This window comes from Acidovorax sp. GW101-3H11 (assembly GCF_001633105.1).
Classification (GTDB): domain Bacteria; phylum Pseudomonadota; class Gammaproteobacteria; order Burkholderiales; family Burkholderiaceae_C; genus Acidovorax.
Window position 1 is genome coordinate 121,989 of sequence record NZ_LUKZ01000025.1, and the last position, 20,907, is coordinate 142,895.

Sequence of the window (20,907 nt, forward strand, 5' to 3'; positions counted from 1 at the left end):
TGCGAAGGCTGTGTCTGTGCCCCCTTCTCTCCCCCTGTTTCTGACGCAGTTGCTGGGACCCCCACCCGAGGCCATCGGCGCCTGGTGGGCCAGCGCCGAACGGCGCGTGTTCGAACGCGGCCAGCCCCTGCTGCGCGCGGGCGACCATTGGCGGCACCTGTGGTGGGTGGAGCGCGGCGCGCTGCGGCTGTACTACCTGGACCGCGACGGGGCCGAGTCCAACAAGAACTTCTTTCTGGACGGCGCCCTGTGCTGGCCCATTACCCCCACCTTGCGCCAGCAGCCGGTGATGTTTCACGTGGAACCACTGGAAGACAGCGTGGTGTGGGCCCTGCCCTTCCCCGCCGATCCCGGTGCGCCGCTGCCCAGCGCAGGCTGGGCACCCTGGGCCGCGCTGGAGCACCGGGTGCTCGGCGCCCTGCTCGACGGCAAGATGCAGCGCGAGCAGGAGTTCCTGCAGCTCAGCGCCCGCCAGCGCTACACCCGCTTGCTGGCGCAGCACCCGGACTGGGGCGAGCGCATCGCACTCAAACACCTGGCGTCGTACCTGGGCGTGACCGATGTGTCTCTGTCGCGCCTGCGCAGCGAGATGGGGCTTATCAAAGGATAAGGCGAGAAGCGCAGGCGATTGGCAGACTGCGGGCATCTCCCCACAGGCCTGACCATGACCACCGCCCAGCTCTCCCTTATCCCCCACGCCCTCGCCGTGCTGTGGCTCGGTCTCATGGCCGGGTTCTTCGGCACCTACAGCGCCAACGTCAACCTGGCTCTGTTGCAGATGGACGGCGCCACCTACGCCACCGTACAGTCCGCCTTCAACCGCAACGTGCGGCACGCCCTGTTCTTTGCGCTGTTCTTTGGTCCACCGCTGTGGTGTGCGCTGGCCATGGGCACGGCCTGGCGTGAACACCGCAGGCTGTGGTGGCGCCTGCTGGCCCTGGTCGGTGTGGCCTACCTGCTGGGTATCGTGTTCTTTACCCAGCAGGTCAACCTGCCCCTGAACCACACAACAGAAGCCTGGAACCCCCAGGTCCTGCCCGCCGACTGGGCCCGGGTGCGCGACCAATGGAATGCCGCCAACCTGTGGCGGGCCTGGCTCAGCCTGGGGTTGTTCGTCACGGCGCTGGTGAGTTTGGTGATTCGCAAGGCGCCTCCAGGAACCCTGACGACATCATCTACCTGACCCCGCTGCAGCCGCATTGCGTGCACGCTCTTCAAGCTGGTCGCCATAGACCCGAGAGCCCGTAAGTGGCTCAGCGGAATTTGTCGAGTGGAATGATCCCCGCCATCTGCGCGTAGCCCAGATCGTTCACATGCAGACTGTCGGTGTCCCGGTACGCAGCCAATATGCGTGCAGGCTCGGCCGGATCGCGCACAGCAGCGTCAAAATCAAATACACCTGCGACATCGGTATTGGCTCGAATCCAGGCATTTACCGTCTGGCGCATTTCCTCTCCCGCGTCAGAAAAATATACGTGGCCCTTGAAAGGCGTCAAAGTAGCCAGGGACACCTGAATCCCGGCAGCCTTCGCAGTCGCCACCACCCCCGCAAGGCTGGCGATCACCTCCGCCGCCGTGGCCTTTTCACCCGGTGTCCAGGCCTGCTGAAAACCGATGTCGTTGATGCCCATCTGCACGATGGCATGCGTCACGCCCGACACCCCGAGCACGTCGCGCCGAAAGCGCTCCACACCCCTCAAGCCAAAACGGTCGTGCAACCAGCGGTTGCCCCCCAGCCCGGCATTGACCACCGACACCGGGGTGCCTGCGCCAGCCTTGAGCAAGCGCGCAGACAACAGGTCGGGATAGCGCTGGTTCGACCCCAAAGTGGAGCCATTCCCATCGGTCAGCGAATCACCGAAGGCCACCACCACGCGGGCAGGGCCCTTCTTGTACACATCGATCGCGCTCATCCAGTGCCACGAAGTGAGCAGGTTCTCAGGGGCCGACGGCATGGCCACCGTGCTGCTCAAATCGCCGGAAGCCAGGTGCTGGACCGCATTCGCGTACCGGTGCGCCGATGTGGAATCGGCCGCCTCGCGCACATACACGCTCACCGCCAGGTTGCCACCATCGGGCACGCGGATCGATACCTTGTCGCTCCAGACCTCGCCACCGGCAGGGATCGACACAGACTCCCGCCCCTGGAAGGTCACGGCCACATCCGTCGCCACATCCACCGCCCCGGCCCCCGCGCTCAAGGCAACGCGAACCCGCTCCAGCGGAACGGGCGCCTTGCCATACAAGTTGCCAAATTTGATGCGCACCTGGTCGCCACCCAGAGACAGGTGTGCGGTCTGCCGCAACGTCTGGTTCTGGAAAACCGTGCTGGCGGGCGGCGGTATGTCGAGAAAACGCACGTCTTCCTTCAGATCGCTCAAAACACCCTGCCAGGTTCCCACGGGCTTCGCCTCCTCGGGTACAGCCGCATCACCGCCCGAGCCCCCGCCACCACAACCGGCGAGCCCGCCCGCAGCGAAGGCACCGAGTGCCGACAAAACAAATCGCCGATTGGTACGCATCCAGGTTTTCACAGACTGCATTGCAAGGGGTCCTCTTCTTCATCACCAAAAATTGGTGTGTCCGAGTCTAGGGCGTGTTGCCTGCCATTTCTACCGCCCCGCGCATCGCGCAGGATTCCTGCCGCCCGCCTGTGATTCAATCGCAGGCACCATGCCCCAGACCACCACCCCCTCCTCCCTCCTCGTCTTTGCCGGCAGCACGCGCCAGCAATCCTTCAACCGCAAACTGGCCCACGCCACCGCCGCCATCGCACGCGACGCGGGTGCCAGCGTCACGCTGCTGGAGCTGTCCGACTTCGACATCCCGCTGTACAACGCCGACCTGGAAGCCCAGGGCACACCCGCCGATGTGATCCGTCTGAAAGAGGTCCTGTGGCAGCACCCGGCCTGGGTGATCTGCTCGCCCGAGTACAACGGCAGCTACACCGCCCTGCTCAAGAACACCATCGACTGGGCCTCCAGCCCCGTCAAAGGCAACCCCGACTGGCAGGACGGCGGCAAGAGCTTTCGCGGCAAGGTCGTGGGCATGCTGAGTGCCTCGCCCGGCGCGCTGGGCGGCCTGCGCTCGCAAAGCCACCTGGCGCCCCTGCTGATCAACGCCGAATGCTGGCTCGCACCCAAGGCGTTTGCGCTGGGTTCGGCGGGCAGCGCGTTTGACGACAGCGGCGCCCTCATCCAGCAAACCCACCGCGACCGCGTGCGCGCCGTGGTGGACCAGGTGCTGTGGGCGTCCGCCCGGCTGAATGCTGAGGCCGCCACGGGCCAGTGAGCACAAAAACAAGGGCCAAAATAGGCCCTTGCGCGCGCCCCGTAAGCCCTGATAGCTATACAAACAAGAGCAACACACCCATGGACTGCCGCCCCGGCTGCGGCGCCTGCTGCACCGCCCCCTCCATCAGCTCGCCCATCCCGGGCATGCCCCAGGGCAAACCGGCGGGGGTGCGCTGCATCCAGCTGGGGGACGACGCACGCTGCCTTATTTTTGGGCAGCCCGAGCGCCCGGCAGTGTGCGGCGGGTTGATGCCGTCCACTGAAATGTGCGGCGCCAACAACGAGCAAGCGCTGGTGTATCTGATGCGGCTGGAGCAGCTGACGCAGCCGGGCAGTGTGGGCGAACCGGTGGCGTAGCCGGTCCTCCCCCTCTTACCGCCTGACCAGGTGTCTGCTACTTCATCGAGTGCAGACCTACCTTGTTGCCCTCGGTGTCCACAAAATGGGCAAAGAACCCGAAGTCACTACCAATCTCCGTCTTGGGCACCACCACCCATCACACCTTGGTCATCGCCAGGCGGCGCGCTGGATGACAACTCGGTAGCCGTCCGCATCCTCAAACGTGCAGCCCTGCTGGCTCCAGTACGGATTGAACGGTTCGACCTCCTTGAAGCCTGCGCGGCGCATTGCCTCACAACGTTCCGTCCACGCTGAATCATCGGGCACATAGAAGACAAACAGGTCTTCAGGCGTCGGTCGAGGCACCACAGGGTGTGTGCGGCAGACGGTGAACTCCAAGTGGAAATCCGCCCCGCGAAACCCAAGCATGGCACCGTCAAAACCAGCATGGTCCGCAAAGCTTGCCAGCTCTTCCAGACCAAGGCCCTGCTTGTACTGCGCGACGGCGTGACGCAGGTCGCGCACAGGACGTGCGATTCTCAGATGAATGCTCATTGTGCTTTGGGGGAGGGTGTAGCGGGTCGCGGCCTCACTATAGCCACCGCCGCACACAGGCCCTGCCGAAATCAACTGGGCGGTCATGCCTATCCGTCGATCTGCTCCGCCTGCTGCTTTTCAGGGCCTCGGCAACGCCCGATCCTCCCGGCACGCCTTCAGCGGCTTGGCCGTGGCCGACGCAATCCGCAGCACCCGCTGCTCGCTGCGGTCCACCACCACCTTCATGCAGGCGCAGCCGTGGCCGTAGTGGCCGTTGGTCTTTTTCCATTGCGCGTCGGTGAACACGGGCCAGTCGCCCTCGGCCTCGGGCCCCGCCTGGGTGCTGATCACCCACTCGCCGTCGCGGTCGGTCAGGGTGGCGTTGCCGGGGGTGGGGTTGTGGAACCAGCCGCAGCGGTTTTCGAGCGGGGCGGCGCGGCTGGTCGAGGGCATCGGGGGCTGCGCCGGGCGTTGGGCCATGGCGGCCACGGCGCAGGCCAGCAGCGTGGCGCCCAGCGCCAGGTGGCGGGCGTGGCGCCGCAGTGGGGTGGGGGCGGGTGGCATGGGTGGTCCTCTCTGGATTGGAAGAAAAATGGGCTCTTCGGCGCGTCCATCATGCCCTGACAGCTATCAAAACCGAAGCGCCCGATATCCTGGTGTCACACAGCGGCAGCCCCGCGCGTCTAAGCCCAGGCCACGCCCCATTTGGTGCTTTGGGCGCACACTCTACCTCCCCGCTCCGCCGCCATGACGCTTTCTGCCCCCGCCCCCGCCGACCCCTTCACCACCCTGCGCCCGCGCCTGTTTGGCATTGCCTACCGCATGCTGGGCGTGCGCGCCGATGCCGAGGATGTGCTGCAGGACGCCTGGCTGCGCTGGAGCCGCCAGGACCCCACCGCGCTGCAGTCGGCCGAGGCCTGGCTGGTGACGGTGGTCACGCGCCTGTCCATCGACCGCTTGCGGGCACTGAAGGCCGAGCGCGAGGCCTATGTGGGCTGGTGGCTGCCCGAGCCGCTGGTGCAGCTGCACGACCCCAGCACCGGCGACGCGCAGCACCACCACACGCCCGAGGCAGCCGCCGAGCTGGCGGGCGAGCTGTCGGTGGCGTTTATGTATGTGCTGGAACGCCTGGGGCCCGAAGAACGCGCGGCCTTTTTGCTGCGCCAGGTGTTCGACTACGACTACCCCGAAATCGCCGCGCAGCTGGGCAAGACCGAGGCCGCCTGCCGCCAGATGGTGCACCGCGCCAGCGAGCGTGTGCAGCAGGCGCGCACCCGCTTTGAGGTGCCACGCGCGGTGCACCACCAGCTGCTGCAGCGCTTCATGCAAGCCGCCCACAGCGGCGACCGCAGCGCCATCGAGGCGCTGCTGAGCGAGGACGCGCAGCTGATTGGCGACGGCGGCGGCAAGGTGCCGTCCTTCCCCAAGCCGCTGGTGGGGCCGTTTCGCATCGCCAACCTGTACTGGGCCCTGTTCCGCCGCCTGGGCGCGCAGGTGGTCTACCGCATGGCGCTCATCAATGGCGAGCCCGGGCTGCTGCGCTATGTGGACGGCCGCATCGAGTCGGCCCAGGCGTTGGTGACGGACGGCGAGCGGATCGTGGCGATCTATGCGGTGCGCAACCCGGACAAGCTGGCGGGGGTGCCTGCCACCCTGTGACGGCGCAGGGGCGTGGCGCCCTCAGTGCAGCGCCACGCGGTGCGCCACGCCAAACCGCTCTGCCAAAGCAGCCAAACGGCGATCCAGCGTCCACAGCGTGGCGCCGGGGGTCATCAGGGCCGAGGCCAGCAGGCTCACATCGACCAGGCCGCAGCCCAGGCCAAACAGCCGCTCACGCTCCACCAGCGCCATGACCTCACGCACGGTGGCCTGCTGCGCCGATTGCAGGCGCTGCAGGTCAGCGAGGGTCTGCGTGCGCGAGGGCGGCGTGCCACACGCCAGCTCGCCCAGCACCAGGGGGTGGATCAGCACGGCATCCTGCAACAGCAAGGCCACCAGCGGCGCGTTGCGCTGGCGGAAGTGATCGATCCAGACGGAGGTATCGACCAGCACGCGGCCCGTCATGCGGGCCCGCCGCCATCGCGGCGGCGGGGCACCTCGGGCATGCCGGGCGCCGCAGCCCCCAGCGCTGCCAGCCGCTTGGCCGACTGCACGCGCACAAAAGTCTTGATGGCCTCGCGGAACAGGTCGGCCTTGTCCAGACCCGGGTCGGCAACCTCCAGGGCTTCTTCGTAGAGGGCGTCATCGATCGTGACGGTGGTTCGCATGGCAAGTCTCACTGCATCAAATTTGATGCGATTGTGAATCCATAAAAGCATCTGCGCAAGAAATGCGCAAGACCGGTCACAACACGGGCCATGCCAGCGTCTTGAAGGGTATGCAGGCAGCGACCTCCCCACCCCCGTACAGGTTCGCAGCCATTCGCCTGCTTTTTCTTCACCTCAACCAGGAGTTTTCCATGTCCCAGCACACCGCCCGCCTCCCCTACCACCAGCTGTCGTCCAAGGCCTTCATGGGCCTGGTGGCGGTGTCCGAAACCATCAAGAAGGGCCCGCTGGGCCTGCGCCTGACCGAGCTGGTGTTTCTGCGCGTCTCGCAGATCAACGGCTGCGCCTACTGCATGGACATGCACTGGCATGTGCTGGTGAAGGACGGCATGGCGCCGCGCCACCTGAACGCGGTGGCGGGCTGGCGCGAGGCACCGTTTTTTAGCGACCGCGAGCGCGCCGCGCTGCGCTGGGCCGAGGTCATCACCGCCACACCCCACAGCGATGCAAGCGACGCAGAGTTCGCCCAGCTGCAGGCCGTGTTCAGCGATGCGGAAATCTCCGACCTCGGATTTGCGATTGCCGTGATCAACGGCTGGAACCTTATCAATGCAGGCATGCGCGCGCCGATTCCGGAGACACCAGCGGTGTAACTTCAAGCAAATATGGCTGTTGCCGCGCGACTGTATTGCCCCAACAGCTGCAATATTTATAGCAAACCTATCCCAGGCCACGCCCCGCCTGTGTAGCCTGGCTGACAGTCACCCGCGCGCAGGCGGCCTACAGTGGTGCCTCCCACATCCACTACAGCGGAGACACCACCCCATGCTCACCATCCCCTCGCTGCAAGACAGCGTCAGCCCCGAAGAATGGCAGCTGCGCTGCGACCTGGCCGCGTGCTACCGGCTCGTCGCGCTGTACGGCTGGAGCGACCTGGTCTTCACCCACATCAGCGCCAAGCTGCCCGAATCGGTATCGGGCCCGGGCGAGCACCATTTCCTCATCAACCCCTATGGCCTGATGTTCGACGAGATCACGGCATCGAGCCTGATCAAGGTGGACATGGCGTGCAACAAGCTGCACGACTCGCCCTTCCCGGTGAACCCGGCGGGCTTCGTGATCCACAGCGCGGTGCACGAGGCCCGGCCCGAGGCGGGCTGCGTGCTGCACACCCACACGCGCGCGGGCGTGGCCGTGAGCGCGCAGCAATGCGGCGTGCTGCCCATCAGCCAGCAAAGCACCTTCGTGCTGGGCTCGCTGGCATACCACGAGTACGAAGGCGTGGCCTTCCGCGACGAAGAAAAGCCGCGCCTGCAGGCCGACCTGGGCGAGGCCAACTTCCTCATGCTGCGCAACCACGGGCTGCTGACGGTGGGCAAGACGATTGCCGACGCGTTTTTGTCGATGTACACCTTCGAGAACACCTGCCGCATCCAGATCGACGCGCAGGCGGGCGGCGCGCTGACGCAAGTGAACCCAAAAATCGTGAGTGGCGTGGCCCAGGCCATGCGCGTGCAGACGGGCGGCCTGGGCGGCGCGTTTGCCTGGCCTGCACTGCTGCGCAAAGTGCAGCGCGAGATGCCAGGCTGGAATACCTAAGACGTCCTACAGCCCCCGACAGCGGGTGCGCCAAAAGCCCTTGATGGCTTCAACGCTGGCGCGGAGGGCAGCCCAAACGTTGATCTTGTTGTGGGAAGCGGGCGGGCGTGGGCATCTTGAAAGATTGGGCAGCTCTTGCCAAATCGGCCACTGTATGTAAGCGCCCATATGATCGTCCGGGATGCGACAGCTAAATTCTCCAACTTTCAATTTCTCTCGTCACTGAAACTATTTATTATTAAATTTCTTAAACGAAAAATAATCTTGCTCGTCGCTTTCAATCGATTGAGCCTGTTTTGGGGTATTGTCATCGCCCACATAGATCCAGCCATTCGCCGATTCATTGGGGATATAGCAGTGAATTTTACTGTGTAGAGCCATCTCAATCGACTTTCTTAATACATCTGAGTCGTCTAATTTGTACCTATACAATTGGAGTAGTTGAGCAGCATCACCCCGAACAGGGAAGATGACACAGATGCAATCAAATAATAATTCATCCAATTCTTCATTCAAGGCATTAAATATATCGGCATCAAAAATCTTGACTCTTTCAACAGGACATTCGAAAATCGCAGATAGAAATTTCTGAATTTGCAAAACAGAGTGCTGCTGCACCAACAAGACATCCATCATTTTTTTATCGCCTCAAATACTACAAGTGCCGCAGCTTTTGTCTCGGGAGAGACGCCCATGTTTCTCAGGATAATTTCCGTTTGAGGAGTATTTCCAAATTTATTCAGAACCCCCAGCGCTTTGTAGCCTCCACGATCCAAGGTGTAAAGCCCTGCTCCTGACATTGGGTAGAGTGTTCCGTCGTGCATTCCGTAAGTTCGCCCATTCACGACAAAGGTGTCGCCAATCTGTTTGCCCTGACCCGATCTGATCGCGGTCACATCTGCTGATACGTCAACTACTGATCGATCAATCACTGTATTGACTTCTTTTGCAACTGAAGTTTGGGTTACTTTGTCCGCGTAGTGCCGCGTTGCTGGTGAATTCAAAGAGGCCAGCGATTCATCGACGGGAGCCGCTGCACTGTGCGCCCCATTGGTCGAAACACCACCCACACCCGACCCAACCGCAGGCACAGCCCCATCTGGCTTCGTGCTCACAGCCCCCACCACATTGTCAACGCCGCCACCCAGCCTGTTGCCAATGCCTCGGCCCAGCGCACCACCTATCGCCACCCCTGTCTGTGCATGCAGCCCTTCTTCCGTTGCAAAGCCGGTGATGTCATTGATCACCTCTTGCCCCCATCCTCCGCCTGCAGCAGCGTCCAACGCTGCGGCTCGGGTCCACAGGCCGTTGTAGATGCTGTCCCGCCGGAAGTCCCCTCCCATGCTCGCTCGGTACTGTGCGGCGGCGTCCCGGTACTCCTGGGCACTGTAGCTGCCGACGGGGCTGTGAGACATCTCCACCAGTTCCGTGAAGCTGCGCTGAGGTGCTCGAACCTCTGTGCTGTTGCGATACTCGATCTCTTGTCTGCGAAAGTCCTCTGGCAGCATGGGCTGCGCGGTCTCCCGCACCTCGGTCTCCGCCAGCATGGGCTCTCCGTCGCTGCTGTGTGCCAGCGTGCTGGTGGTGCCGTCAGGCCAGATCAGTTGAGGGGGCTCTATGTAAGCGCCACTGTCATCAAAGTAACCCACATCACCCACTGTTCCGATGGGGGCTGATGCGACCTGGATGCCTTGCGACGGTGGCAATATGGCCGGGTTGGCAAATGCCTCTACCCACTGCGCCGCCTGCGCATCCACTTCGCTGGGGCCCAGGTTCCTCACCCAGTCGCTGGAGGGCCTGTCTCCCGGCTGTGCAGCTTGCCCCGGTTGTCCTTCATTCCCCACCTGGCCCTGTTCCTTTCCTTGCGCCCCCTGGAGCCCATCGCCCAGCACTCCGCTCAGAAACTCCCCCGCAAACCCCGCCGCCGGGTCATCTGTGCCCGCAATCCGCAATGCGCTGCTGGCGGCTTTGCTCATGAGCTTGAGCACGCTGGCCTGCTCGGGGCTGATGTCCTTTAGCTCTCCAATCTGCTGATCCAGCTGGGCTCCCACCTCTGCCGCGATGCTGGCCAGGGCGCTGTTCATGAGGCCGTCTTTGAATTTGCCGCCCGTGGCTTCTTGCAATAACCCCGTGAGGCCCGCCTTGCCCAGGTGTGCCAGGCCGCGCGTGCCCAGATCGGCGCTTTTGAGCATCTCCCCCATCCCCGAGATCTGCATGACGCTGCCTGCAATGCCCCCCGTCAGGGCCGAGCGCAGCAGGTTGCCGAAGTCGAGTTCGCCGGTCATCACCACCTGGGAGATCGCGCTGCCCATGGCCCCCATGGCCGCGCCTTGAGCGAAGGTGCCTGCCCCCGCCTGCGCCAGCAGGTTGCCCGCGGGTGGCAAGGCCACCATGCACATCAGTGCACTGAATACGACCGGCAGGGCTTTGTCCAGAAAGCCCGTCGGGGCCTGGATGTTGTCTGCGCTGGTGCTCCAGCCGTTGACGGGGTCAAACCACAGGTATTCCTTGTTGATCAGGTCTGCGCTGTGTTCTGGGCTGAGCTGGGTGTAGTCCCGCAGCAGGCAGGCGTCGGGCAGGCTCTTGTCGCTGCCGTAGGGTTGGCCCTGGGCGAGCCTGAAGGGGCCTAGTGTGTGGTAGCTGGGTTCGGTGTGGGCTTCGCTGACATCCCTTCCCGCATGGAACACCAGGGGGTCTTGGCCGTGCATGTCGGCAAATGCCCGTTGGGCCAGGCTGTCGCCTTGGGCGTAGTGGCGCGAGAACGCTGCGGGGTCCAGTGTCCAGTGCCCAGGCTCGGCGGTCTCACCTTGCCCGGTGCCAGGGACCCATTGACTGCCTGGGGTATCCGGGCCGGGGTTCTGAGTGGCTTGGTCGAGCGCGTGCAGGTATTCGTTGCGCACACCATCCTGGGCTTCTTGCAGCTGGGTCAGCCGTGCGCCCAGGTCGGGGCCAAAGCGCGCAAGGATGCCTTGGCCAACGTTGGTGTCGGTGTTCAGGGGCCCCAGGGGTGGGCCGTACTGGGCAATGATGTCCTGGTTGGCGGGCTCGGCCAGCAGCAACTCCAGGGCGGCGATCTCGGTGGGGCTGGCGGTGGGGGTTGTGGCGCTGGCCGGGGCGGTGTTGTCCGCTGGTGGCGGCGGGTTCAGGCCCTGTGCGTTCTCGGGAGTGACCAGCAGGGGCTTGGTCTGTGCCTGCACCATCAGGGCCAGTGTGTCGCCGGGGGTGCTGTCGATGGGGGCAGCGTGGGGGTACTGGGAATCGGGCTGGGAGTAGCCGCCGGAGCCATTGTCCGCAAAGGCGCCTGCGTTGTCCTGGGGCTGGTCTGTGTAGCTGTTGAATGCACTGCCAGGAGCGGGCAGGCTGGCTACATCGCCAGGGGCTGGAGCGTAGGTGGAGACGGAGGGGGCAACTTGCATGGCGCGCGACTGTGCCTACAGGCATCAGCGCGCGAAACTGGGAAGGCTCCTAGCTAGGGACGTTCCTAGCTAGGAATGACCCTTACGTGGGGTGGGCCGGTGTGGTCGGCGGAGGATACAAGGAGTACGGCTGCAGGGGCCGTGGGGAATGCGCAAGAAGCTATTAAATCAGGAGCACCCTGCACTCGGGGAGCGAAGGGGATGAGGCGGAGAGGGTTACAGACTTTTACGCAGGAGGGTGAGGACTGCAGAGGAATGAACGAGGCCACCACGCACTGTCGGCCGACAAAAAAACAGCGAAGCGCATAGCATCGACGGCTTCATCGTTTGTCACTCTTTCACGAATTCAAGGACCGATCCATGAAGCTGTACTACTCCCCCGGCGCCTGCTCGCTCTCTCCCCACATCGCCCTGCACGAGGCCGGCCTGGCCTACACCCCCGTGCTGGCCAGCACCAAGAGCCACAAGCTGCAGGACGGCACCGACTACTACACCATCAACCCGCTGGGCTATGTGCCCCTGCTGGAGCTGGACAGCGGCGAGCGCCTGCGCGAAGGCCCGGCCATCGTGCAGTACATCGCCGACCAGGTGCCCGACAAGCAACTGGCCCCCGCCAACGGCACACTGGCGCGCTACCGCCTGCAAGAGTGGCTGACCTTCATCGGCACCGAGCTGCACAAGGGCTTCAGCCCCTTGTTCAACCCCGCCACGCCCGACGACTACAAGCCCCTGGTGCGCGAGCGGCTGCTGCAGCGCCTGCAGTGGGTGGACGGCCAGCTCGCGGGCAAGCAGTACCTGATGGGCGACCAGTTCACCGTGGCCGACGGTTATCTGTTCACCGTGACCAACTGGACCCAACCCACCAACCTCGATATCTCTGGCCTAGCCAATCTGGCAGCTTATCGTGAGCGCGTAGGCGCTCGCCCTGCCGTGCAGGCGGCGATGAAGGCAGAAGGCTTGCTGAAATAGGGACACCCCCTGAGGCGCTGCGCGCCTTCCCCCCGCTCTCGCTACGCGGGCAGGGGGACAACGCCCTCGCTGCGGGGCGGCCCTTGCTCGGCGTTCCTGGCCTGGGCCGCGCCAATATCGATTGGGAGCGCGTAACTCCACGGCGGCCAAAACTCCAGATGCGCTACAGCGGCTTCTGCCGCCACGCCACCAGCGCCCCCACCCACAACGCGCAGGCTGAAAACACCAGCCCGCGCGCCAGACCGCCGGGCCCGTCGGCGATCCAGCCCACCACCGTGGGCCCCACGATCTGCCCGGCTGCAAACACGATGGTGAACGCGCTGATGCCGCTGGCCCACAGCGCCTGCGGCAGGTTGTGCCGCACCAGCGCCGTGGTCGATGCCACCACCGACAAAAATACCCCGCCAAACAGCAGCCCCGAGGCCAGCACCACCGGCCAGGCGCCCGTGAGCGCGGGCAGCACCGTGGCCAGGCCCAGCAGCGCATTAAGCCGCGCCAGCGCCTCGCCGCCCCGACTGCGGTCCAGCAGCCCGGCCCAGATGCGCGACGACAGCACCACGGCGAGCCCCAGCAGCGCGTAAAAGGCAGTGATCGCCCCCCCGCTGGCGCCCTGCTCGCGCAGCAGCGCCACCACAAAGGTCATGTAGCCGATGTAGCCCACGCCAAACAGCCCATAGCCCAGCAGCGCCGGGGCCAGGGCCCGCCAACGCACTGTGGCAGGCGGCGGCGTGATGTTGAACGCCGTAGGGCTGGCCGATGGCGGCGCCAGCACCTGCAGCGCCTGCGCGGGCCACCACAACACCGCCGTGGCCGCCACGCAGGCCAGCGCCAGCGCCCACCAGGCCCATGCCCAGGGGTGCGGCACGGGCCCCGCAGCCGCCAGCACTCCGGGCACCAGCAGCGCCGACAGGCTGATGCCCCAGCCCGTGCCCCCGTAGTACAGCCCCAGCAGCAGGCCGCTGCGCCCCGGCGCGTGCGCGCCCAGCCGCGCGGCCAGCAGCCCCCCGGCAATGAACACCAGCGCACTGGCCACCCCGGCCAGCAGGCGCTGCAGCAGCAGCCAGGGTGCAGCGGTAAAAAACCCGCTGAGCCCCATGAACACCGAGGCCAGCACCGCCCCCACCAGCAACACCCGGCCCGGCGCCACCCGCCGCAGCAGCAGCGGCGTGGCCAGCGCGCCCAGCAGGTAGCCCAGCGCATTGGCCGTGTTCATGCCCCCGGCCAGGGTGTACGACCAGCCCAGGTCCTCACGCATCGGCGGCAGCAGCAGCGCATAGGAAAACCGCGTGATGCCCAGCGAGATCGCCGCGCCCATGGACAGCGCCACGGCCAGCCACAGGGTGGGGATGGGCGCTGCGGAGGAGGCAGCGGAAACGTCAACAGGGGCGGGGCGTGTGGGCATGGCGTTTTGATTCTGCCGCAGCCCGGCAGAGCGTGCGCGGGCCTGCGCCCGGTGATGCTCACAGGGACGCTCGTGCGAGCCCGAAGAGAGAAAAGAACCGTTCGGGCTGAGCCTGTCGAAGCCCTGCGCAGCGCTTCGACAGGCTCAGCGTGAACGGATGGCATGGATATTTTTGAATGCGCACCGGTACCAAGACGCCCGCGCGGTTATCACAAAAGCAGAAGCCTTGTTGACGCATGTGCGCTGCAGGTTTTGCGCTGCAGCATTACGCTTGCGCCCATTCCATCGCTGGTCTGCAACCCTTTTTCCGAAAGCCTCGACCCATGCCTTTTCTCTCTGACCCCGTTCAAGCCGGTGACCTGCAACTGGCCAACCGCATCGCCATGGCGCCGCTCACGCGCAACCGTTCGCCCAATGCCGTGCCCACCGACCTCGTGGCCACTTACTACACCCAGCGTGCCAGTGCGGGCCTGATCATTTCGGAGGCCACCGCCATCAGCCACCAGGGCCAGGGCTATGCCGACGTGCCCGGCCTGTATGCGCCCGAGCAGGTCGCAGCCTGGAAGAAGGTCACGTCTTCCGTGCACGCTGCGGGCGGCAAGATCGTAGTACAGCTGTGGCACGTGGGCCGCGTCTCGCACACCGACCTGCAGCCCGGCAACGCCGCGCCCGTGGCGCCCTCGGCCATCCAGGCCAACACCAAGACCGTGCTCATCCAGAACGGCGTGCCCACCTTCACGCCCACCTCCATGCCCCGCGCACTGGAGCTGGCCGAGATCCCCGGCATCGTGGCCGACTACCGCCGCGCCGCGCGCGCCGCCATCGAGGCAGGTTTTGACGGCGTCGAGATCCACGCCGCCAACGGCTACCTCATCGACCAGTTCCTCAAGACCGGCGCCAACCAGCGCACCGACGCCTACGGCGGCAGCATCGAGAACCGTGCCCGCCTGTTGCTGGAAGTGACCCGCGCCATCACCTCCGACATCGGCGGCGGCCGCACCGGCATCCGCCTCTCGCCCGTCACGCCCGCCAACGACATCGTCGATGCCGACCCGCAACCGCTGTTCGACTACGTGGTGCGCCAGCTCGGGCCCCTGGGCCTGTCGTATCTCCACCTCATCGAAGGCGCCACCGGCGGCCCACGCGAAGTGGAAGGCCGCCCCTTTGACTACACCGCCCTCAAGGCCGCCTACCGCGCAGCGGGCGGCCAGGGTGCGTGGATGGTCAACAACGCCTACACCCGCGAACTGGCCGACACCGCCCTGGCCCACGGCGCCGACATCGTGGCCTTTGGCCGCCCCTTCATCGCCAACCCCGACCTGGTGGCGCGCCTGCACGCCAACGCGCCGCTCAACGAGGTGAACCGGGCCACGCTGTATGGTGGTGGGGCCGAGGGGTATACGGACTATCCCGCGCTGAGCGCCTGAAGTGAAACACCCCCTGAGTCGCTTCGCGCCTTCCCCCTCTCTCTCGCATTGCTGCGCAAAGCGGGGAGGGGGACGCCCCCGGTGCACGCAAGCGAGGCGCCGCATCCACGGCTTGGCGGCCCTTGCACGGGGGCGCTGGCCTTGGCCGCGCCAGTTTCATCCGCTGCGGGTGGCGCGCAGCGCTATGGATAACTGAGATTACCGTTCGGGCTGAGCTTGTCGAAGCCTTGCGCAGCGCTTTGACAAGCTCAGCCCGAACGGTTTTGTTGTGGAGATGGTGTGGGCAGAGAACTCATCCTAAGCCGATGGGGCTGGGTGCCCGCATCACGATGCGCGTGAACAGCCGGTCATACGCCGCATCGCGCGGCTTGCCCGGGGCCAGCGGGTTGGTGTTGCTGGCAAAGGCCGCGTCGATGGCCGTCCAGTCGCCCGGCTGCAGGCATTCCTGGGCCGCTGGCAACACCACGGATTCTTCCAGCCGCATGTGGTCCAGGTAGAAGCGGATGTACTTCTGCAGCGCCTGGGCAAACACCTCGCGCCGCGCATCGCCCATCAGCTCCCAGCCCAGCAGCAGGTGCTGCAGTTCGCGCACGGCCGCCTCGCCACCCGCGTGTTCGCGCTCCAGCTGCGCAATGGCCTCGGCGGCCTGGGGCGAGCGCTCGGCCACCCGGGGGAACAGCCACTGCGACTCCTTGGGGTGGTGCTGCCGCTCGGGAAACTCGTCGATGTAGAACAGCATCGCCCGCATCACGTCAAAAAACGCAGCGGGCTCGTCGCCCGGGCCCTGGTCCAGCATCAGGCGCAGGGAGTGGAGCACGGCCGACAGCGACGCATGCTCTTCGCGAATGGTTCGCAGGCTGATCGATGGCATGGCGCGCGCTCCAGAATAAACAACGGGAAGCCAAGGGTGCCACGGCAGGGTGGCTGCGCCCATGACGCAGGTCAACAAACCGGGTGCAGGGGCGCTGCGATGCACGGCCGCACAGCAGCAGCGCCCGCCAAAAAACAAAGGCCCCGCAAGCCAAGCCTGCGGGGCCTTGGGCGCGGTGCGCCGAATCGTTGGACTCAGAGCGTCCGACGGGCCAAGATCAGGCCCACCGAGACAGTGATCAGAGCTGGTTGCGCAGCTGAACAATCGCTGCGCCCACCGCACTGGAGGCTTGCGAGAACCGCGTGTTGCCCGCCAGCGCTTCCTCCGCTTCCGCGTAAGCGCCACGGTTGATGGTCCTGGCGATTCCACCCGCCACCTCATGGAATTCACGGTGCCGATCCACCAGCGACTGGAAGGCCGGCAGCGCGCCGTAGGAGCCCTGTCCCTTGCCATGCAGCCAGCGGCCCAGCTCGCAGCAATCATCGCGGCCGATGGTGCCTGCGTCCAGGTGTTCGCGCTGCTGGGCGGCATTGCGCAGCTTGGCACGCCACTGCGCGTGTGCCTTGATGGCGGACTCCAGATTTATGCCACTGCCAGACGGGGCCGCAAGAGCCCTGGAAGTGTGCGCCGGGGCTGGCGCCAGCGCCGGGGCATACCCGCCGACAGAATGCGCTGCTGCGGCTGCGTGCCCGCTGTCGGCAAGGCGGAACTGCTGCACCACCTGCGACAGGCGCGCGGCCTGCTCGCGCAGCGACTCGGCGGCAGCGGCAGACTCTTCCACCAGTGCGGCGTTCTGCTGCGTCATGCGGTCGATCTCGCCCACAGAGCTGTTCACTTGGCCAATGCCGGCCGACTGCTCAGACGCCGCCGCCGTGATCTCGCCAATGATGTCGCCCACGCGCTGCACGCTGCCCACGATGTCCTTCATGGCCGTGCCCGCTTCTTCCACATGGCGCACGCCGCCGTCCACGGCCGTCACGCTGCTCTGGATCAGACCCTTGATGTCGCTGGCCGCCGCTGCGCTGCGCTGCGCCAGGCTGCGCACCTCGCTGGCCACCACCGCAAAGCCCCGGCCCTGCTCGCCTGCGCGGGCAGCTTCCACAGCCGCGTTCAGCGCCAGGATGTTGGTCTGGAAAGCGATGGAGTCAATCAGCCCGATGATGTCGCCAATCTTGCGGCTCGATGCCGAGATCTCGTGCATGCTGGCCACGGCCTGCTGCACCACACCACCACCGTGCGTGGCCATCTGCGATGCCGAGGCCGCCAGCTGGTTCGCCATCTGCGAGGACGATGCCGTCTGTTGCACGGTGGACGTGAGCTGCGTCAGCGAAGACACGGCCTCTTGTGCATTGCTGGCCGTCTGCTCGGTGCGCTGCGACAGGTCCTGGTTGCCCGTGGCGATCTCCTGGCTGGCCGTGGCGATGTTGCCGCTGGCATCGCGCACCTGCGCCACCAGCGCGCCCAGGCCCTGCTGCATCTCGCGCAGTGCGCGCTGCAGGTCGGCCACTTCGTCCTTGCCCTCGGCCGCAATATGCTGCGACAGGTCGCCCCCCGCAATCGCCTGCGCCATCTTGCGGGCCTCTTCCAGCGGGTTGCAGATGGAGTTCATGTTCATCAGCGTGGTGGGCACCACCACCACCACCGTGATCAGCACGGCCAGCACAAACAGCCACTTGGTCTGGTTGGACACCTCACCCTGCTGCGCCACCGATTGCGTGACCTCGTTGCGCAACACCGTGTCCAGCTCTGTCATCAGCTTGTCGGCCAGGTCGAACTCGGCCACGGCCTTGCCGCTCATGCGGTTGGCGATGGTGGCGGTGTCGTAGCCACTGGCTTCCAGCTGGCGCGCCACATGGGCAAACAGGTCCTTGTAGCTGTCGAGCTTGGTGATGATGTTGCGCACCACCACGTTGTCGGCATCCTCGCCCCCTTCCAGGAACTTGCCCGCAATCTTCTTGGCCTTGTCGTGGCTGGCCAGCCACTTGGTGTGGGCGGCCTTCACGGCCTCGGGCTTTTCGTAGCCGATGATCATGTCCTTCTCGTGCTGGCGGATGGCACCCATCTCGCCGCGCAGCTCGGCCATGTTGCTCACCTTGGCGAACGAGTTGTCCATGAAGTTCTGGCTCATGTCATGGATGCGGAACATGCCCAGCATGCCCGCGCCACCCAGCAGCCCCAGCAGCCCCAGAACCACGCCAATGGCGCCCAGCATGCGCAAGCGTATGGTGAACTGCCGCATGAGCGAGAAGAGATTCATGATCTGTCGTCCTTGATATAGCTATGCCGATGCGTTCGCCGCACCTCCCCCGAGGCCACGGTTTTGCAACAAAGCGTTGCAGTTTGCCAGACATCGGTGACTGCGCTGTACGTGTTTATCACATGCGCCAGCGCTTGAGTAAGAGGGCATTCGCCATGACGCTGACCGAGCTGAGCGCCATCGCCGCCCCTGCCACCACCGGGTTCAGATACCCCAGCGCCGCCAGCGGAATGCCCGCCACGTTGTATGCAAACGCCCAGAACAGGTTCTGGCGGATCTTCATCACCGTGCGGTGCGAAATATCCAGCGCCGCCGCCACCAGCATCGGGTCGCCACGCATCAGCGTGATGCCCGCTGCATGCATGGCCACGTCGGTTCCGTTGCCCATGGCCATCCCCACATCGGCCGCTGCGAGCGCGGGGGCATCGTTAACGCCGTCGCCCACCATCGCAACATGATGGCGCTTGCCGTCAGCGCCCTGTTGCAACGCAGCCACCTTGGCCGCCTTGTCGCCCGGCAGCACCTCGGCCACCACCTCGGCCACCACCTCGCCCGCAGCCGGGTCCAGCCCCAGGCGCCGAGCCATGGCCTCGGCCGCGCCCCGGTTGTCGCCCGACACCATCACCGTGCGGATGCCGCGTGCCTTCAGCGCCGCCAAAGCTTCGCGCGCACCCGGCTTGGGTTCGTCGCCAAAGGCCATCAATGCTCTAAGGGCTAGCCCTTCCGTGACCCGCTGCGCCACCGCCGACACCGTGGCACCTTCGCGTTGCAAAGCCTCCGCGCGGTCTGACAACGGGCCCAGGCCCACCCCCAGCTCCTGCATCCAGCGCAGGCTGCCCACCAGGGTGCTCTGGCCGTCCACCTCGCCCTCGGTGCCGCGCCCCGGCACGGCGCGCACATCCTGCGCGGTGGCCACGTTAATCTGCCGCTCGCCCGCAGCCGCCACCACCGCGCGCGCCAGCGGGTGCTCGCTGCCGCTTTGCACTGCGGCCACGGTCGCCATCACCGCCGCATCGTCCAGACCCGGCACCACGTCAAACGCCGTAAGACGGGGCTGGCCCACAGTCAGCGTGCCCGTCTTGTCAAAGGCCACCACATCCACCTTGTGCGCCAGCTCCAGCGCCTGCGCGTCCTTGATCAGGATGCCGTGCTTGGCCGCCACGCCCGTGCCCGCCATGATGGCCGCAGGCGTGGCCAGCCCCAGCGCACAGGGGCAGGCGATCACCATCACGGCCACGGCGTGGATCAGCGCCGCCTCCAGCCCCGCGCCCATGGCCAGCCAGCCCGCCAGGGTCACCAGCGCCACCACCAGCACCACCGGCACAAAAATGGCCGACACCTGGTCCACCAGCCGCTGGATGGGCGCCTTGGCCGCCTGGGCGTCTTCCACCAGCCGGATGATCTGGGCCAGCACCGTCTCGGCGCCCACGGCCGTCACCGCCATCACGATGCGGCCATCGCCGTTGATCGATCCACCCGTCAGCGCCGCGCCCACATCGCGCGCCACCGGCAGGGGCTCGCCGGTCAGCATCGATTCATCCACCTGCGTGTGGCCCTCGTGCACCGTGCCGTCCACCGGGATGCGCTCGCCAGGACGCACCACCAGCTGGTCGCCCACCAGCACTTCCGACACCGGCACATCCACCTCGCCCTGCTTGGTCAGCAAATGCACCACATCCGGCCGCAGCGCATGCAGCGCACGGATGGCCGCCGTGGTCTGGCGCTTGGCGCGCGCCTCCAGCCATTTGCCGAGCAGCACCAGCGTGACCACCACGGCTGACGCCTCGAAGTACAGATGCGGCACATGCCCCGGGTGGTCCGTGGGCGCCGTGAGCCACAGCCACATCGACAGGCCCCAGCCCGCGCTGGTGCCCAGCGCCACCAGCAAATCCATGTTGCCGCTCAGCGCCTTGGCCGCATGCCAGCCCGCCTTGTAAAACCGCGCCCCCAGAATGAACTGCACCGGCGTGGCCAGCACAAACTGCACCCAGGCGGGCAGCATCCAGTGCTGACCAAACAGGTCACCGATCATCGGCAGCACCAGCGGCGCCGACAGCAGCAGGCCAATGCCCACGGGCAGAAACCCCGCCCAGGGTGACAGGTCTTCCACCGCTTCGTCCTGCCCCGCCGCACGCGGCTCGTAGCCCGCGTTGCGCACCGCGCGGCGCAGCACCGCCTCCATGCCGGCGGCGTCGGCGCCCACCTGCGTGACAAAGGCAATGCGCGCAGACTCGGTCGCCAGGTTGACCGAAGCCTCCTGCACGCCCGGCACCTTGCGCAGCGCGCGCTCCACGCGGCCCACGCAGCTTGCGCAGGTCATGCCGGAGATACCGAGGTCCAGCGAGTGGACTGCCTCTGAGGAATGGAGAGTTGGAGTGTTCATGGTCGGGATGCTGATCCTTGACGTGATGGCAAGGTCAAGCATTGATTTTGATCAACCCTCACACCATGAGTGCCTTGGACCATATTTGACTCTGCCACGATGTCAAGCTTCAACATTCGCTTCGGTCGCATCCACGGCCGTTTTGCA

General features: G+C 65.7%; 20 protein-coding genes and 1 pseudogene. 9 read left to right on the forward strand and 12 right to left on the reverse strand.

The genetic code is table 11. The annotated features are described in order from the left end of the window. Positions 1-16: 16 nt before the first annotated feature. Positions 17-610, forward strand: a complete 594-nt coding sequence (locus tag A1D30_RS18705) for a Crp/Fnr family transcriptional regulator (RefSeq protein WP_242421939.1) — start codon at positions 17-19, stop codon at positions 608-610. A 54-nt stretch (positions 611-664) separates the two neighbouring features. Then, entirely contained in the window at positions 665-1,183 is a 519-nt protein-coding gene (locus A1D30_RS18710) for a DUF1772 domain-containing protein (protein ID WP_063462232.1), read from the forward strand. Between the two features lie 70 nt (positions 1,184-1,253). Here the strand turns inward: A1D30_RS18710 and A1D30_RS18715 are convergent, their stop codons facing one another. Next, positions 1,254-2,543: an SGNH/GDSL hydrolase family protein gene (locus A1D30_RS18715; RefSeq protein ID WP_082836528.1), complete on the reverse strand. Its 1,290-nt coding sequence runs from the start codon at positions 2,541-2,543 to the stop codon at positions 1,254-1,256. 130 nt (positions 2,544-2,673) lie between these two features. Between A1D30_RS18715 and A1D30_RS18720 the strand changes: the two genes are divergently transcribed. Continuing rightward, positions 2,674-3,291: an NAD(P)H-dependent oxidoreductase gene (locus tag A1D30_RS18720; RefSeq protein WP_063462233.1), complete on the forward strand. Its 618-nt coding sequence runs from the start codon at positions 2,674-2,676 to the stop codon at positions 3,289-3,291. Between the two features lie 80 nt (positions 3,292-3,371). Continuing rightward, positions 3,372-3,650 (forward strand): YkgJ family cysteine cluster protein, encoded by a 279-nt coding sequence (locus A1D30_RS18725; protein ID WP_063462234.1) that lies wholly within the window; start codon positions 3,372-3,374, stop codon positions 3,648-3,650. A gap of 150 nt (positions 3,651-3,800) precedes the next feature. On the opposite strand, the gene A1D30_RS18730 is transcribed toward A1D30_RS18725, so the two are convergent. Beyond that, complete coding sequence (locus A1D30_RS18730) at positions 3,801-4,274, reverse strand: VOC family protein (protein WP_242421940.1); 474 nt, start codon at positions 4,272-4,274, stop codon at positions 3,801-3,803. Between the two features lie 33 nt (positions 4,275-4,307). Then, positions 4,308-4,733, reverse strand: a complete 426-nt coding sequence (locus A1D30_RS18735) for a DUF4087 domain-containing protein (protein ID WP_109790989.1) — start codon at positions 4,731-4,733, stop codon at positions 4,308-4,310. Between the two features lie 183 nt (positions 4,734-4,916). Between A1D30_RS18735 and A1D30_RS18740 the strand changes: the two genes are divergently transcribed. Continuing rightward, positions 4,917-5,828, forward strand: coding sequence for an RNA polymerase sigma-70 factor (locus A1D30_RS18740; protein WP_063462235.1), 912 nt, complete (start codon positions 4,917-4,919; stop codon positions 5,826-5,828). A 21-nt stretch (positions 5,829-5,849) separates the two neighbouring features. On the opposite strand, the gene A1D30_RS18745 is transcribed toward A1D30_RS18740, so the two are convergent. Both A1D30_RS18745 and A1D30_RS18750 read right to left on the reverse strand, forming a co-directional pair. Then, on the reverse strand, positions 5,850-6,233 hold the full coding sequence (locus tag A1D30_RS18745; protein WP_063462236.1) for a PIN domain-containing protein: 384 nt from the start codon (positions 6,231-6,233) through the stop codon (positions 5,850-5,852). Further along, the gene (locus A1D30_RS18750) at positions 6,230-6,436 is read right to left on the reverse strand and encodes a type II toxin-antitoxin system VapB family antitoxin (protein WP_063462237.1); all 207 of its coding nucleotides are present in this window, start codon (positions 6,434-6,436) and stop codon (positions 6,230-6,232) included. The genes A1D30_RS18745 and A1D30_RS18750 overlap by 4 nt, the downstream gene beginning before the upstream one ends. A gap of 191 nt (positions 6,437-6,627) precedes the next feature. Between A1D30_RS18750 and A1D30_RS18755 the strand changes: the two genes are divergently transcribed. Together A1D30_RS18755 and A1D30_RS18760 are read left to right on the forward strand one after the other, a co-directional pair. Beyond that, a complete protein-coding gene (locus A1D30_RS18755) occupies positions 6,628-7,089 on the forward strand; it encodes a carboxymuconolactone decarboxylase family protein (protein WP_063462238.1) in 462 nt (153 codons plus the stop codon). A gap of 172 nt (positions 7,090-7,261) precedes the next feature. Beyond that, a complete protein-coding gene (locus A1D30_RS18760) occupies positions 7,262-8,035 on the forward strand; it encodes a class II aldolase/adducin family protein (protein WP_063462239.1) in 774 nt (257 codons plus the stop codon). Between the two features lie 228 nt (positions 8,036-8,263). On the opposite strand, the gene A1D30_RS25605 is transcribed toward A1D30_RS18760, so the two are convergent. Both A1D30_RS25605 and A1D30_RS26090 read right to left on the reverse strand, forming a co-directional pair. Beyond that, complete coding sequence (locus A1D30_RS25605) at positions 8,264-8,671, reverse strand: hypothetical protein (protein WP_131798491.1); 408 nt, start codon at positions 8,669-8,671, stop codon at positions 8,264-8,266. Continuing rightward, the gene (locus A1D30_RS26090; RefSeq protein ID WP_199866016.1) at positions 8,668-11,451 is read right to left on the reverse strand and encodes a hypothetical protein; all 2,784 of its coding nucleotides are present in this window, start codon (positions 11,449-11,451) and stop codon (positions 8,668-8,670) included. The genes A1D30_RS25605 and A1D30_RS26090 overlap by 4 nt, the downstream gene beginning before the upstream one ends. A gap of 360 nt (positions 11,452-11,811) precedes the next feature. On the opposite strand from A1D30_RS26090, the gene gstA reads away from it, so the two are divergent. Then, the gene (gene gstA / locus A1D30_RS18770) at positions 11,812-12,420 is read left to right on the forward strand and encodes a glutathione transferase GstA (protein WP_063462240.1); all 609 of its coding nucleotides are present in this window, start codon (positions 11,812-11,814) and stop codon (positions 12,418-12,420) included. 163 nt (positions 12,421-12,583) lie between these two features. Here the strand turns inward: gstA and A1D30_RS18775 are convergent, their stop codons facing one another. Continuing rightward, entirely contained in the window at positions 12,584-13,822 is a 1,239-nt protein-coding gene (locus A1D30_RS18775) for a YbfB/YjiJ family MFS transporter (RefSeq protein WP_063462241.1), read from the reverse strand. A gap of 323 nt (positions 13,823-14,145) precedes the next feature. On the opposite strand from A1D30_RS18775, the gene A1D30_RS18780 reads away from it, so the two are divergent. After that, positions 14,146-15,249 carry an alkene reductase gene (locus tag A1D30_RS18780; RefSeq protein WP_063462242.1) on the forward strand — a complete coding sequence of 368 codons (1,104 nt, stop codon included), beginning with the start codon at positions 14,146-14,148 and terminating at the stop codon, positions 15,247-15,249. Between the two features lie 292 nt (positions 15,250-15,541). Here A1D30_RS18780 and A1D30_RS18785 read toward each other — a convergent pair whose 3' ends face one another. From A1D30_RS18785 to A1D30_RS18795, 4 genes and pseudogenes are all read right to left on the reverse strand, one after another. After that, the gene (locus tag A1D30_RS18785; RefSeq protein ID WP_063462243.1) at positions 15,542-16,120 is read right to left on the reverse strand and encodes a hemerythrin domain-containing protein; all 579 of its coding nucleotides are present in this window, start codon (positions 16,118-16,120) and stop codon (positions 15,542-15,544) included. Between the two features lie 238 nt (positions 16,121-16,358). Continuing rightward, positions 16,359-16,838: a CZB domain-containing protein gene (locus A1D30_RS26500; RefSeq protein WP_242421946.1), complete on the reverse strand. Its 480-nt coding sequence runs from the start codon at positions 16,836-16,838 to the stop codon at positions 16,359-16,361. Continuing rightward, a pseudogene (locus A1D30_RS18790) lies at positions 16,812-18,377 on the reverse strand (methyl-accepting chemotaxis protein); the annotation flags it as partial. The gene A1D30_RS26500 and the pseudogene A1D30_RS18790, both read right to left, overlap by 27 nt. A 118-nt stretch (positions 18,378-18,495) precedes the next feature. Continuing rightward, on the reverse strand, positions 18,496-20,760 hold the full coding sequence (locus A1D30_RS18795) for a heavy metal translocating P-type ATPase (RefSeq protein ID WP_063462244.1): 2,265 nt from the start codon (positions 20,758-20,760) through the stop codon (positions 18,496-18,498). Positions 20,761-20,907 lie beyond the last annotated feature (147 nt).